Source organism: Mycolicibacterium holsaticum DSM 44478 = JCM 12374 (genome assembly GCF_019645835.1).
In the GTDB taxonomy this organism is placed as follows: Bacteria; Actinomycetota; Actinomycetes; order Mycobacteriales; family Mycobacteriaceae; genus Mycobacterium; species Mycobacterium holsaticum.
On the sequence record NZ_CP080998.1, the window covers coordinates 1,032,443 to 1,047,805 of the forward strand.

The 15,363-nt window shown below is 66.4% G+C and carries 7 protein-coding genes; 5 read left to right on the top strand and 2 right to left on the bottom strand.

Annotated elements, in window-relative coordinates; translation table 11 throughout:
- The first annotated feature begins 1,006 nt into the window (after window positions 1-1,006).
- From pks2 to K3U96_RS05135, 4 genes are all read left to right on the top strand, one after another.
- Window positions 1,007-7,297: a sulfolipid-1 biosynthesis phthioceranic/hydroxyphthioceranic acid synthase gene (gene pks2 / locus K3U96_RS05120; protein WP_268928468.1), complete on the top strand. Its 6,291-nt coding sequence runs from the start codon at window positions 1,007-1,009 to the stop codon at window positions 7,295-7,297.
- Window positions 7,298-7,324: 27 nt separating this feature from the next.
- A complete protein-coding gene (locus K3U96_RS05125; protein WP_220692283.1) occupies window positions 7,325-8,770 on the top strand; it encodes a condensation domain-containing protein in 1,446 nt (481 codons plus the stop codon).
- Window positions 8,771-8,793: 23 nt separating this feature from the next.
- Window positions 8,794-10,152, top strand: coding sequence for a WS/DGAT/MGAT family O-acyltransferase (locus K3U96_RS05130; RefSeq protein WP_069405635.1), 1,359 nt, complete (start codon window positions 8,794-8,796; stop codon window positions 10,150-10,152).
- A 97-nt stretch (window positions 10,153-10,249) separates the two neighbouring features.
- Complete coding sequence (locus K3U96_RS05135; protein ID WP_084223226.1) at window positions 10,250-11,569, top strand: hypothetical protein; 1,320 nt, start codon at window positions 10,250-10,252, stop codon at window positions 11,567-11,569.
- Here the strand turns inward: K3U96_RS05135 and K3U96_RS05140 are convergent.
- Window positions 11,566-12,375: a phthiotriol/phenolphthiotriol dimycocerosates methyltransferase gene (locus tag K3U96_RS05140; RefSeq protein ID WP_069405649.1), complete on the bottom strand. Its 810-nt coding sequence runs from the start codon at window positions 12,373-12,375 to the stop codon at window positions 11,566-11,568. The two genes, K3U96_RS05135 and K3U96_RS05140, sit on opposite strands and share 4 nt — an antisense overlap.
- A gap of 252 nt (window positions 12,376-12,627) precedes the next feature.
- On the opposite strand from K3U96_RS05140, the gene K3U96_RS05145 reads away from it, so the two are divergent.
- A complete protein-coding gene (locus K3U96_RS05145; protein WP_069405633.1) occupies window positions 12,628-13,938 on the top strand; it encodes a hypothetical protein in 1,311 nt (436 codons plus the stop codon).
- Here the strand turns inward: K3U96_RS05145 and K3U96_RS05150 are convergent.
- Window positions 13,928-15,178: a glycosyltransferase gene (locus K3U96_RS05150; RefSeq protein WP_220692284.1), complete on the bottom strand. Its 1,251-nt coding sequence runs from the start codon at window positions 15,176-15,178 to the stop codon at window positions 13,928-13,930. The two genes, K3U96_RS05145 and K3U96_RS05150, sit on opposite strands and share 11 nt — an antisense overlap.
- Window positions 15,179-15,363 lie beyond the last annotated feature (185 nt).

Genomic DNA, 15,363 nt, shown 5'->3' on the forward strand with positions numbered 1-15,363 from the left:
CCGGCCCGTTCCAAAAGTTCCCCAAACAGTTCCCCAACCGTGACCGAGCAACCCGGCAACCCGGCATAAGGGACGTGTCCGACGTAGCTACGAGGGCCTGCTTACAAGTTGCTGAGAGCAGCCTGAGGAACCCAAGTTCGCTGCTCAGCGCGGGTATGAACGCTTTTAATGAGCACCACTAACTATTTGCGAAATTTGCGTTTTCTCGCACTTGTCTTTGTCTCTTTATTTGCCATTCCCGTGCGGTAGTTGAGCGCCTCCCGGCAAACCACCACGTCGAGCTGGGCGGTGTGACGAATGTCACCGCAGGACGGAAAATTGCCATGGGTAAACGGCCGGGCGGAAGGCCCCGGAACAGGGGCGCGAGCGGTGCTCTGCATTGTTCGCGCTCTAACCGTGACGCAACCGTTGCCGGATCGGTCTTTTCGGTGGTGCATATGGTGCTCCAGGCACCTTCTGAACCGTTATTCGATACTCTTTGCCCAGTTCCGTTATAGGATATGAACACCGCAGTATATTGACGGTTTCGTTAGTTTTGGTGGGTTTGCTCACCCGATGGCCGCCTGGACGGCCGTTCGGGCGGGGAGCGAATCTGGGAAATATGTCCCATTGCTGGGAATCGCCTGTTAGATTGACGGCCATGCTCGATCTCACTGGCCCGAAGCAAACCAGCTCCGCTGCAGCGTGGCCACCAGATCTGCAAACGGTCGACTCCCGTGGCTGGTTTGCGGAGTCGGCGATGCCTTCCGAGGGTGATCGCGCAAACTGCGGAATAGTTGCCGTCATCAGGGACGCGTGGCGCTCCCGTGGGCGGTGCAGCTGCGGTTGGCAGGGGAGGCAACATTTGTTGTCATCGATCGCGGTTTATGATGCGCATCTACATGCGGCCAGCAACCAATGCCGGCCGGCGGTGCCATTAGTCTTCAGGAGTTGAGACAGGGCGCGACTTTCGCCTTATTCTGTTCCGGTCGCATTCAGTGCTCACTCCTGAGAGAGGTTTACAGACGTGGGTGAAACGCGCACAATTTCCGTCGCTGTAATCGGAATGTCGTGCCGCCTTCCGGGGGGGATTGATTCCCCTGAGCAGCTATGGGAAGCGTTGCTGCGTGGCGACGACTTCGTAACTGAGGTACCCGCCGAGCGCTGGGACGCGGAGCAGTACTACGACCCGGAGCCGGGCGTGCCCGGGCGGTCCGTCTCCAAGTGGGGCGCATTCCTCGATGACGTGGCGGGCTTTGACGCCGACTTCTTCGGGATCACTTCCCGTGAGGCCACGGCGATCGATCCACAGCACCGCCTGCTGTTGGAGACCGCGTGGCAGGCCGTGGAGCACTCGGGTATGAACCCGACGACGCTGACCGGATCCAAAGCCGGCGTGTTCATGGGCGTGACGCACAACGACTACGCGTACCTGGCCGCCGACACCCAGACCCTCGAGGGCCCGTACGGGTTCACCGGCACCAGCTTCAGCCTGGCCTCCGGCCGGATCGCCTATGCGCTCGGCGTCCACGGCCCCGCCTACACCATCGACACCGCCTGTTCCTCGGGCTTGAGCGCGATTCACATGGCCTGCCGCAGCCTGCAGGACGGTGAAAGCGATCTCGCGCTGGCCGGCGGGGTGTCGGTGCTGCTCGAACCCCGCAAGGCCGCGGGAGGTTCGGCGGCGGGCATGTTGTCACCGACCGGCCACTGCCGGGCGTTCGATGAAGCCGCCGACGGCTTCGTCTCCGCCGAGGGCTGCGTCGTCCTGATGCTCAAACGCCTCGACGACGCGCTTGAGGCAGGCGACCGGGTGATGGCGGTCATCCGCGGCACCGCGGTCAACCAGGACGGCCGCACGGTCAATATCGCCACGCCGTCCTCGGAGGCGCAGTCCGCGGTCTACCGGGCTGCGTTGGCGGCCGCCGGCGTGGAGGCGGGCACCGTCGGCATGGTGGAGGCGCACGGCACCGGAACCCCGGTCGGCGATCCCCTCGAGTACGCGAGCGTGGCCGCGGTGTACGGCGCCGATGGGCCGTGCGCGCTGGCGTCCGTGAAGACGAACTTCGGCCATACCCAGTCGGCGGCCGGTGCGCTGGGGGTGATGAAGGCGGTTTTGGCCGTGCAGCACGGCATCATCCCGCAGAACCTGCACTTCAACCGTCTGCCCGACGAGTTGACCCACATCGAGACACATCTGTTCGTCCCTCAGTCCACGACGGCGTTTCCCACCAGCGGCCAGCAGCCGCGCCGGGCCGCGGTGTCCGCGTACGGGTTGTCGGGGACGAACGCGCACGCCATCGTCGAGCAGGCTCCGGAGCCGGTGGCACCGCCGAAGCCCGACGTCACGACCGGACCGCTGCTGTTCCCGTTGTCATCGACGTCGGCCGAACAACTGCGGCGTACCTCGGGGAATCTGGCCGACTGGCTGGCCAAGAGCGGAGACGGCAACGGACGCGGACCGGCAGTCGACCTGTTCGACCTGGGTTACACGCTCTCGCGGCGGCGCGGTCACCGCTCGGTGCGGACCTCGGTGCTCGCCGGTGGTCGCGAAGAGCTGATCGCCGCGCTGCGTGAGGTGGCCGACGGGGAGAGCCCCTACGAGGCCGCTGTCGGCCAGGACGACCGCGGGCCGGTGTGGGTGTTCTCCGGGCAGGGCTCGCAGTGGGCAGCGATGGGTGCTGAGCTGCTGGCGCGCGAGCCGGTGTTCGCCTCGACGGTCGCCGAGCTGGAGGAATTGATCCGGCAGGAGTCGAACTTCTCTGTCACGCAGGCGATGTCGGCGCCGGAGACGATCACCGGGATCAATCGGGTGCAGCCGACCGTGTTCGCGGTGCAGGTGGCGTTGGCCGCCACGATGAAGTCGTACGGGGTCACGCCCGGTGCGGTCATCGGACACTCCATGGGTGAGGTGGCGGCCGCGGTGGTCGCGGGTGCGCTGACGCTCGAGGACGGCGTGAAGGTCATCTGTCGGCGCTCGACGCTGATGTCGCGCATCGCCGGTTCGGGTGCGATGGCATCGGTGGAATTGCCTGCTTCCCAAGTTCTTTCGGAACTCGCCGCACGCGGCATCACCGATGTGTCACTTGCGGTGGTCGCCTCACCGCAGTCGACCGTGATCGGTGGCGCCACACAGTCGGTCCGTGACCTGGTGGCCGGCTGGGAGCAGCGCGATGTGATGGCGCGCGAGGTCGCCGTGGACGTCGCGTCTCATTCACCGCAGGTCGATCCCATCCTCGACGAGCTCGAAGAGGTGCTGGCCGACCTCAACCCGATGCAACCCGAGATCCCGTACTACTCCGCGACGTTGTACGACCCGCGCGACGAGCCGGAGTGGGACGCCTACTACTGGGTGGACAACCTGCGGCACACCGTGCGGTTCGCCGCGGCGGTGCAGGCGGCGCTCGAGGACGGGTTCCGGGTCTTCGGGGAACTGTCCCCGCATCCGCTGCTGACCCACGCGGTCGACCAAACCGCCCGCGGCCTCGACATTCCGCTGACCGTGTTGGCGGCCATGCGGCGCGACCAGCAGCTGCCCCACGGGCTGCGACAACTGGTCGCAGACGTCCACAATGCCGGCGCGGCAGTCGATTTCTCCGTGCTCTACCCGATCGGACGGCTGGTCGACGCGCCGCTGCCCACCTGGACGCACGAGTCGTTGCTGCTCGACCGGGACGGGCAGGACGCGACCGCGCGCGGGGGATGCACGGTTTCGGTGCACCCGCTGCTGGGTTCGCACGTCGTACTGCCCGAGGAGCCCGAGCGGCACGTGTGGCAAGGCGAGGTCGGCACGGACGCCCAGGAGTGGCTCGCCGACCACCAGGTCCACGAGGTGGCGGTGCTACCGGGTGCCGCGTACTGCGAAATGGCGCTTGCCGCGGCGCGCACCGTGCTCGGTGACACCGCAGAGGTGCGGGACATCGCCTTCGAGCAGATGCTGATGCTCGATGAGACGACGCCGATTTCGGCCTCGGCGTCGGCGCTGGCGCCGGGGATCCTCGATTTCGCGGTGGAGACCTACGAAGCCGGCGAACGTACGCGGCGCGCGCACGCGGTGCTGCACGCCGAGGTGACGGCCGGTGAACCCGCCGCCCATGACATCGACACGCTGCTGACCGCTCACGCCGACGGAGTTGACGGTGCGGACCTGCGAACCGCCTTCGGTGCATTGGGGATTTCCCACGGACCGGCCTTCGCGGGGCTGGCGACGGCCTACACCGCCGACGTGCCTGCGCAGACGGTGCTGGCGGTCGTCGCGCTGCCCGGCCCGCTGCGGGCAAACCAGGGCGCCTACGGGGTGCATCCGGCACTGCTGGACGCCTGCTTCCAGTCGGTCGTCGCGCATCCGGTCGCCCAGAACGCGGCCACCGGCGGCATGCTGCTGCCGTTGGGTGTGCGCCGGCTGCGGGCCAACGGCTCGGCGCGAAACGCCCACTACTGCTACAGCCGGATCGTCAAGGCGGACGCCGACGGCATCGAGGCGGACCTCGACATTCTCGACGAGCGCGGCGCAATTCTGGTGAGCCTGGAAGGTTTACGGCTCGGCACGGGTGCTTCGCAGAAGGCTCAGGCCGACCGGGTGCTCAACCAGCGGCTGCTGACCATCGAATGGCACCAGCGCGACTTGCCCGAGGCCAACCCCGTGGACGCGGGGTCCTGGCTGCTGATCGACACCAGCACCAACGGAGACATCCTCGCCGCCGCGCTCGGTGATGCCTTGAAGACCGCAGGCGCAGAGTGCACGACGATGACGTGGCCATCGGACGGTGAGCATCAGACCAACCGTGAGCTGCTGATGTCCTACGTCGGTGAGCAGGCGCTGTCCGGCGTGGTGGTCGTGCCGGACCTCGCCGAGGGCGACGGTGACGCCCATGCGACGGTGCGAGGCGGCGAGCATGTCCGTCACCTGGTGCGGATGATCCGGGAGCTGCCCGAAGCCCCGGGTGAGCCCCCGCGGCTCTTCGTCGTGACCCGCAACACGCAATCGGTTGTCGGGCAGGATGTTCCGAATCTGGAACATGCCGGTCTGCGCGGCTTCGTCCGCGCGATCGGGATGGAACATCCGCGGCTGCGCGCCAGCCAGATCGACGTCGACGAGGCAACCGGCGTCGAGCAGTTGGCCCGTCAGCTGCTCAGCGGTTCGGACGAGGACGAGACCGCCTGGCGCGACGGCCGTTGGTACACCGCGCGGTTGAGTCCGGCTCCGCTGCACGCCGACGAACGACACACCGCGACGGCATCCAACGAACGCGACGGGATGCGGCTGCAGGTCCGCACCCCAGGCGATCTGGAGTCGCTGGAAATGGTTTCGGTCGAGCGGGTGGCACCGGGTCCCGGCCAGATCGAGGTCGCGGTGAGCTCGTCCAGCATCAACTTCGTCGACGTGCTCGTCGCCTTCGGGCGGTGCCCGAGCTTCGACGGGCGGCTGCCGGAACTGGGTTCGGAGTTCGGCGGCGTCGTCACCGCGGTCGGTCCCGGCGTCACGACCCACCGGGTGGGCGACCGCGTCGGCGGCGTGTCCGCCAACGGCTGCTGGGGCAACTATGTCATCTGCGAGGCCAACCTCGCGACGACGTTGCCTGCCGGGCTGGAAGAGCATCAGGCCGCCGCGGTCGGCCTCGCGTACGGCACCGTGTGGCTCGGCCTGCAGGAGCTGGCCAGGATCTCCTCGACGGACAAGGTGCTGATCCATTCGGCCACCGGCGGCGTCGGTCAGGCCGCGATCGCGGTGGCGCGCGCGGCCGGTGCGGAGATCTACGCCACCGCAGGCAGTGAGGCGCGCCGACAGCTGTTGCGGGACTGGGGCATCGAGCATGTCTACGACTCGCGCAGCACCGAGTTCGCCGACCAGATCCGGCGCGACACCGACGGTTACGGCGTGGACATCGTGCTGAACTCGGTGACCGGTGCCGCCCAGCGCGCCGGGTTGGAGCTGCTGGCCTTCGGCGGCCGGTTCCTCGAGATCGGCAAGCGCGACATCTACGGTGACACCCGGGTGGGTCTGTTCCCGTTCCGCCGCAACCTGTCGTTCTATGCGATCGACCTGGCGCTGATGACGATCACCCATCCCGACAAGGTGCGTGGCCTGTTGGAAAAGGTGTACCAACTGACCGCCGACGGCTCGCTGCCGCTGCCGGACATCACGCGCTACCCACTCGCCGACGCGGCCAGCGCGATCCGCAAGATCGGCGGCGCCCAGCACACCGGGAAGTTGGTGCTCGACGTCGCGCAGAGCGGCAGCACCGAGGTGATGGTGCCGCCAGAACAGGCACCGACATTCCGCTCCGACGGCGCATACATCGTCACCGGTGGTCTTGGCGGTCTGGGCCTCTTCCTCGCCGAGAAGATGGCGGAGAAGGGTTGCGGGCGCGTCGTTCTCACCTCGCGTAGCCAGCCAAGCGTCAAGGCGCAGGAGATCGTCGAACTCATCCGGTCCACGGGTGCCGACATCGTCGTCGAGTGCGGCGACATCTCCGCGCCGGGCACGGCCGAACGGCTGGTGGCCGCGGCGACCGCGACCGGGTTACCGCTTCGCGGGGTGCTGCACGCAGCCGCCGTGGTCGAGGACGCCACCTTGCCGAACATCACCGACGAACTCGTCGAACGGGACTGGGCACCAAAGGTGTACGGCGCCTGGCATTTGCACCGCGCGACGGAGGGGCAGCCGCTGGACTGGTTCTGTGCGTTCTCGTCTGCCGCTGCGCTGGTCGGTTCGCCGGGCCAGGGTGCCTACGCGGCCGCCAACAGCTGGCTGGACGCGTTCACGCGTTGGCGCCGGGCACAAGGCCTTCCGGCCAACGCCATCGCGTGGGGCGCGTGGGGTGAGATCGGTCGCGGCACGGCGCTTGCCGAAAACGATGCGGCGATCCTTCCCGACGAGGGTGCTTACGCGTTCGAGTCGCTGCTGGCATACGACCGCGTGTACACCGGTTACGCCCCGATTCTCGGGACGCCCTGGTTGACCGCGTTCGCGCAGCGCAGCCCGTTCGCTTCGGCGTTCAAGTCGGCAAGCCAAAGTTCCACCGAGGGGAGGAAACTTCGGGCGGAGCTGGCCGCGTTGCCGCGCGATGAGTGGCCAACGCACCTGCGGCGGCTCATCTCCGAGCAGGTCGGCCTGATCCTGCGGCGCGCGATCGATCCTGACCGCCCGCTGTCCGAATACGGGCTCGACTCGCTGGGCAACCTCGAACTGCGCACCAGGATCGAGGCTGAAACGGGAATTCGCATTACCGCAATGGGGGTCAATACTGTTCGCGCATTGGCCGACAGCCTCTGCGAGACGCTCGCGGCGGACGACACGGTCGCGGCGTCCTCATGACGACGGCACCGAAGTAGGAGGCGAGGAATGTTCGCGCTAGAAGCAATCCACGAGTGGGTGGACGCTCCGGGCCAACTCATCACCTGGGATCCCTCACCGGCGACCCTTGCCAAGGTCGGCGATGCACCGATCGCCGAGGTGCCCGCCAGTTATCAGCAGGCCCAACATCTTCGGAACTACCGCGAGCATGCGTCCCGCGGTAACGAGATGGCCCGCCTGACCATTCCGGCCTGGAACATCGCCGGCCGCTGTGATGTGCGGGCGATGACGCACGTGCTCAACGCCTACCTTCGGCGCCACGACACGTACCGCAGCTGGTTTCAGTTCACCGAGGACGACCGCATCGTGCGGCGCACGCTGCGCAACCCCAAGGACATCAAGTTCGTCGCCTCCGAGCGCGGCGAGAAGTCGTCGGCCGAGTGGCGTGAGCATATTCTCGCCACACCGTCTCCGCTGAACTGGGATTGCTTCCGTTTCGGCGTCATTCAGCGTGCCGACCACTTCACGTTCTGGATGAGCGTGGACCATCTGCACGTCGACGCGATGTTCATGGGGTTGGCGTTCGTCGAGATCCACATGATGTACGCCGCGCTGGTCGGCGGCGGCGCGCCCATTCCGCTGCCGGAAGCGGGCAGCTACGAGGACTACTGCGTGCGCCAGCGTGAGTTCACGTCCGCGCTGACGCTGGACTCGCCGCAGGTGAACGAATGGATCAAGTTCGCCAGGGGCAACGACGGCACCCTGCCGCGGTTCCCACTTCCGCTCGGCGATCCGGCGGTGCCGTGCGAGGGCGACCTGCTCACCGTGTCGCTGATGGACGAAAACCAGTCGGACCGCTTCGAATCGGCGTGCATCAAGGCCGGCGCGCGATTCATCGGCGGCGTGTTCGCCGCGACCGCGATGGCCGAGCACCAACTCACCGGTACCGACACCTACTACGTCATCACGCCCACCAGCACGCGAACCACGCAGGCCGAGGTGATGACGACGGGCTGGTTCACCGGCACGGTTCCCATCACGGTGCCCGTCAGCCCGACGTCGTTCGCCGAAACCGCGAGGGCCGCACAGGCTTCTTTCGACTCCGGCCAGGCTCTGGCGCATGTTCCGTTCGACCGGGTGTTGGAACTGGCGGCCGCCGAACGTGGCTTGACGCAGCCGAAGCCGGGCGTGCCGATGATCTCCTACCTCGACGCCACCATCGCGCCGCTGTCACCTGCGGTGGTCGCCGAGTGGAATGGGTTGAACGGCAAGATCTACAGCGAACTCGGGGCGGCCCACCAGGTCGGCATGTGGATCAACCGGTTCGGCAACGGCACGTCGGTGACACTGGCGTTCCCGAACAATCCGATCGCGCGTGAGTCGGTCACCCGCTACGTCGAGGCGATGAAGGCGGTGTTCCTGCGGGTCGCCGACGGCCGCGGCGAGTTGATGGCGACGCCAGAACTCGTAGGCGTCATCCAGAAGTCGTCCTGAATCGCGGTCAAGCGGGCGGCTCGATGACTGTGGCGGCACAAGCGCGGCTGGACAACCGGCTCTCCTTCACCGACCAGCTGTTGTTCCTCGGCCAGCGGGCCACCGGCCAGGAACTCGTCATGCAGTGTGTGTGGGTGTATGAACACCCCGTCGACCTGGACGGAATACGACGGCTGCACGAGAACGTCGGTTACGGCTTGTACGGTCGGTTGATCGAACGCTCGCCGCTGCCGTTCGGCAGGCACCGGTGGGTTTCTGCGCCGGGGGCGAAATCGAGCCTCGATATCGTCGAAACCCCGGTCCCTCGAGAGGAACTCAGCGACTGGATCGACGAACGCGCGCAGTTGCCGATCGACCCGGAAACCGGACCCAGCTGGCATCTCGGCGTGCTGCCGATGACCGACGGGTCGACCGCGGTCTCCATGGTGGGCTCGCACTGCTTGGCCGACGGCTTCGGCGGGTTACTGACGATCGTCGATGGCATCATCGGCAACCGTCGCGACCTCGGTTACCCGCCGCCGCGGTCGCGCCCGACGCTGCAGGCCGCGACCGCCGACCTGAAGGAGACGGTGCGTGGACTTCCCGAGGTGGCGCGCACGCTGGTGAGGGTGGGTAAGCAGGCGGTGCGTCGGCGCCACGAGATCAAGAGGTCGACCGGACCGCGAGCCGCGGTCACAGCAGAGAACATGACGGAAAACGTTGTGGTGCCTGCGATCACCATCTACATCGACGTCGACGACTGGGATGTCCGGGCGAACGCTCTCAACGGAACGAGCCACTCGCTGGTCGCTGCATTCGCCGCCAAGTTGGCCGAACGCCTCGAGCGTCATCGCCCCGACGGCGGTGTCACCCTTCATATTCCGATCAGTGACCGGGTTGCCGACGATACGCGGGCGAATGCCGCATCGATCGCCACCGTCGTCATCGATCCCACCTCGGTGACCACGGATCTCTCCGCGGCCCGCCGCGAGATCAAACGTGCGCTGACGACCATGCGCGAGGAGCCAGACGAGAACCTGGAACTTTTACCGCTGACCCCGTTTATCCCCAAGCGCGCGGTCAAGCGCGGTTCAGATGTGGTGTTCAACTTCGCGGATATGCCCGTATCCTGTTCCATCCTCGGCGATATCGACTCGATCGTTGCCCGGGCCGACGGAACCGAATCCGAGTACGTCATGCTCCGTGGGGTAGACCGGCAGGTGTCGCGCGGGTATCTCGAGCACCGCGGCGGGATGCTGACCGTGCTGGCCGGGCGAATCTGTGGCAAGGTGTCGATCACCGTCGTCGCGTACCAGTCCGGTGAAGAGAACTCCAAGCCGCGCCTGCGTGAGCTGGCCGCCAAGGTGCTGGCCGAGTTCGAGCTCACCGGTGTGATCGACTAGCAGGAAGGACATGGCCATCCAAGCTCGTCCAGCGTTGCAGCGGCTGAGCCGCCGAGCAGCCAAAACCGGTACGGCGCAGGATAATCAGCTCACATTCATGGATCAGGCCGGTTTCCAGCTGCTGCGTGCGACCGGGCGCGGTCAACTCATGCAGGTGCTGTGGATTTACGAACATCCCGTCGACATGGACGGCCTGCGGCGGTTCCACCGCAATTTCGGCTACGCGGTCTACGGGCGGTTGATCGAACGCTCACCGCTGCCGTTCGGCCGGCACCGCTGGGTGTCTGCGTTGGGGCCGGCCACCGAACTCGACATCGCCGAACCGCGGCCTCGGTCAGAGGTCAGCGACTGGTTCGATGAACGAGCGCAGATACCGGTGGATCCCGAACGTGGGCCGGGATGGCACTTCGGTGTGCTGCCGATGACCGATGGGTCCACCGCGGTCAGCGTGGTGGGTTCGCATTACCTCGCCGACGGTGTGGGCGGCTTGCAGTCGGTCACCGAGGCGGTCTCGGAAACCCGGCGGGACTTCGGCCATCCGCTTCCACAGGCGCGCAGGCGCTTTCGTGCTGCGCTGGCAGAACTTCGCGGAACCGCCAAGCAGATCCCCGAGGCGGTCCGCACGGTGGGGGTGGCCGCGAGACTGGGCTATCAGAGCCGAGGTGAGGCGGCGGCCTCGACCGCGTCCGCGTCGCCGGTCACCGGCCGAACCGGCGACGATACCCGCGTTGTGCTGCCTGCGGTCTCGGTGCTGGTGGACCTGGCGCAGTGGGACGCCCGGGCAGCTTCGCTCAACGGTACGAGTCATTCCCTGGTGGCCGGTTTCGCTGCGAAGCTGGGTGAACACCTGGGGCGCAGGCGCGCCGACGGCACCGTGACACTGGTGATGGCACTCAACGCGCGTAACCTGCCCGACGACACCCGCGCGAACGCGATGATTTTCGGTTCCGCCGATATCGACCCGACCTCGGTGACCACGGATCTGACCGATGCCCGCAGCGCCGTGCGGCAGGCACTTCAGAAGGCACGAGACGAGCCCGACCCGGTCCTGCAACTCCTTCCGCTGGTGCCGTTCGTGCCGCGTTCGGCGCTCAAGCGAGTGGTCGAGCAGTTCTTGGGATCCGGTGCCGAGCTTCCGGTTTCGTGTTCGAACATGGGTGACATAGACCCGGCGGCAGCCTGTGCCGACGGGACCCCGGCCGAGTACACCATGCTGCGCGGGGTGGACCAGAACGTGCGGCGCGCGGACGTCGAGCGCGCCGGCGGTCAGCTCGTGCTGGTGGTGGCACGGATCAGCGGACGGATCTCCATCGACGTTGTCGGTTACCAGGTCGGCGTCGAGAACTCCAAGCAGCGGCTGCGCGACGTGGCCGCGCGCACCCTGGCCGAATTCGGCCTCACCGGTGAGATCGTCTAGGTCTTGACCAGGCAGTACAGCCGGTAGGACAGATCGCCCCGTTCGACCTGTTCATACAGCGGAGAGCCTTGTGTGACAGCGACATCGCGGCCGAACCTGCGCAGCAGCGGCGGCGCGTGGCGATTGACCAGCTCCTGGTAGCGAGGGGAGTTGCGCTCCAGACCCCGCAGAACCTGGGCGTTGATCTCTTCCTGCGACACCACCTGCAACGCGGAATCGGCAAGGGCCGCTTCCCATTCCTCGACGCCGTTTCGGCCACGAAGATCGGCGTACAAGAAGTGTCCACCGGGGCTGAGCACCCGCGTCACCTCGGCGAGGAAGCGGCGGAAGTCCGGATACAGGTGAGCGGCTTCGACGTTGATCACCGCGTCGAAGTTCTGGTCGGGAAACGGCAGGTTCTCCGCGTCACCCTGTACGAACGTCAGATTGGGAATGTTGTGCCGCCGTTGGCAAAAGGAGATACCCGACGGGTTGAGGTCCAGCCCCGTGTAGGAGGCGGGGCTGAACGTCCGCATGATGTAGGAGGCGGCGCCGCCGTGGCCGCAACTGACCTCCAACACCCGTTTATCCTTCAGGTCGACCTGGCTGGCCACGCGGTGATAAAGCTGAATGCAGACGCGATCTGGCTCATCGGAGGCCGCCAGCGGCAAATCCATCGGGGGGTCCTCCTCATAACCCCAATTGAGGAAGAGCACCTCGTCGTCGCCCAGCCGGCGGGTCATCAAGCTGTAGCCATATTTACCAACGAGTTTCCCAAGGTGGCGGTGCGAAAAGCCAACGACTTTGGACACCAACGGCCGGTAGATCTCCTCAATCACGTGCGCAAGTATTCACGGTGGCCCGCCTGTTGTCAGCAACATGAGAAAACCGGCGAAACTGCTCTGCAACATGGCCGGCAGGAGGACATCGCGGGAGCCGCGCGCGTAGCGGATCTGCCGTTGATAGCCTCGATGTGCGGTGAACCCTGAGCGCCGGTGAGACGAGGTGACGTGCCCGAATCCAATTTGCGATCCGGACGGGCGGCAAATGCCGCTGGGCCCGACAGCACGCTTGCCTACATGGACCAGGCGTCGTACCTGTGGGTGCGGGCAAGCGGCCATGTCCACGGCATCCAGTGCACGTGGGTGTATCGGCGCGAAGTCGACCACGACGGGTTGCGTCGGGTGCACGACAACCTCGCGCACGGACTGCTGGGGCGACGTGTCGAACCGTCTGCGCTGCCATTCGGCCGCCATCGTTGGGTGTCATGTCACGAACTGCCCGGTATCGACGTCGCCAATCCCGTCGACAGCCGTGACGCCGTGACCGACTGGTTCGACGAACGCGCACGGGTCCCGATCGACCCGGAGTTCGGCCCCTGCTGGCATCTGGGTGTCCTGCCCATCGAGGGCTACGGGACCGCGGTCACCCTGGTGGCGTCCCATACCGTGGTCGACGGAGTGGGTACGTGCATTGCGCTCACCGACGCCGTCAAGGGGGTGCGGCGGGATCTGCGGCTACCGCCTCCGGGGGCCCGCCCGAAACGCCAGGCGCTCGTCGAAGACTTCCGACAAACCCTTCGCGGACTGCCCGAGATCGGCGATGCGCTTCGCGCGACGGTGACCGTCGCGCGCCAGAATCGGCCCACCAAAGAAGGGCCGGGTGGACAACCGTCGGCGCCCAAGCCGAACCGCAAAGACAACCGACCGGCGATGGTGCCGGGCGCGACGATCTACATCGACGGCGCCGAGTGGGACACCCGTGCCGAAAGCCTGGGAGGGACGAGTAACGCGCTGATGGCCGGCTTCGCGGCGAAGCTGGCCGAGAAATACGGGCGGCTCCGCGGCGACGGGTTGGTGACGTTGTCCTACCCGATCAACGACCGAACCGAAAACGACATGCGGGCCAATGCGTTGAAGGGCATCGACTTCCCGGTGGACCCGCGGCCGGTGACATCGGACCTGCGCAAGATCCGCAACGATTTTCGGGAGACGATCAACGCCGGGCTCGGCAAATTCAAGGAACAGGAGCGGGCCTTCCCGCTGACCCCGTTCGTGCCGACGATTGTCCTTCGAAAACTTCCACTGGCGGCGATGAACGCCGATCTCACCGTCGGGTGTTCGAACTTCGGGGAGATGGATCCCGCCGTCGCCTATGTGGACGGCAGCGAGGCGGACTACTACGGGATGCGGATGGTCGAGCAGAACCTGACGGCCAACAGTCCCGAGGTGGCCTCGGGTGAGCTTTACGTGGCCTCGGGCCGGGTCGCTGGAAAGCTGTTCGTCAGTTTCCGGGCCTATCACCCGAATTGGGACAACTCGAGGCAGGCCCTGCTCGAGAAGATATCCGCGACGCTCGCCGACTTCGAGTTGACGGCCTTCATCGAGTAGCGCGGCCGTCGCGGGCGGCCGCTTCGAGCAGGTCGGCGGCGGTGGAGACGCTCACGGCGGGCTTCGTGAGCCGGGTGGCGACCTCGCGGGCCTGCGCGACGTATTCCGGTGCCAGCACCGCCCGCAGTTTCGCACTCAGCGACTCGGTGGTCATCTTCGAAAAACGCTGGTATGCACCGACTTTCAAGCGCTCCACCTGCTTGGCCCAGACCGGCTGGTCGGCGCCCACCCACAGGACCAACGTCGGCACGCCCGCCCGGATGCTTGCGGCGGTTGTTCCCGCACCGCCGTGATGGACCACCGCGCGGCAGAGGGGAAACACGTCGGCATGGTTGACCGCGGGCGCGATCTTGACGTGCTCGGCGGGCCGGAAGTCACCGAGATCCCAAGATCCAGAACAGATCAGCGCCCGCTCACCCAGCCCTGCGCACACCTCGGTGATGGTGGCGACGGCGGCAGCAGGGGACTGGACCGGCATGCTGCCGAACCCGAAGTAGATCGGTGGGGTGCCCGCGGCGATCCAGGAGAAAACGTCGTCGTCGGTTGCGGTGGCCAGCTCCATTGTCATCGCGCCGACGAACGGTCGCCTGCCACCCCATTCTTCGGCCAGCCCCGGAAAGAACAGCTCGTCGTAGGCCTGAATTTCCAGCGCTCCGCCCGCCACGATGCGGCTCACCGCGCGGGCCCGCGCCTTGGGTAGGCCGAGCTCGCGTCGCTGCGCATCCTCGGCGTTCTTCAACGCGCGCCAGTGCACCCACTCAGCGCCTGCCCACGCCGATCGGACCACCTTTGCCGGCAGCGGAATGGGCAGCACCTGGCTGTTGGCGCGCGCGGGGAAGTAGTGCAGCGCGGCCAACGGCACGTCGTAGTACTCAGCGACGTTGGCTGCGACCTCTTGATAGGTGGTGCCGGTCAGAACCAAGTCCGCGCCATCGGCCAGCGAAACCAACGTCCGGCTCATCTCGGCCCAGCCCTGGGTGATGTAGTCCCGTAGTTCGCGCAGCGCGGTGACGGGATTCTGGATCTTCCAGTACTTGCGGAAGATGTCGGCGTCCATCTGCTGCTGTGAATCCACCCCGTACGGCGCCGCAGGCGGAAGACCAGCGGTTTCGACGAACCGAAGGAGGTTCGGTGGAACTGCCAGGCGGACGTCGTGCCCGCGACGGAGGAGCTCGCGGCTGACGGCAGCACAGGGTTCGATATCGCCACGGGTGCCGTGCACGCCCACAGCAAACTTCACTAGCCGCTCCAACGGGGTTTTAGAAAGGCAGAGTGCCTTTACCTGCCAATTCAGCAAATATACTAACGGCACTATGCGGACATTCGACCGATCGCTGCGAGTTCATCGGCGAAAATGCATGCGCAGGCACGCCCCGATTACAACACAGTTACCACCGGCGCCGGGTGACCAGAGGCCGTAACAGG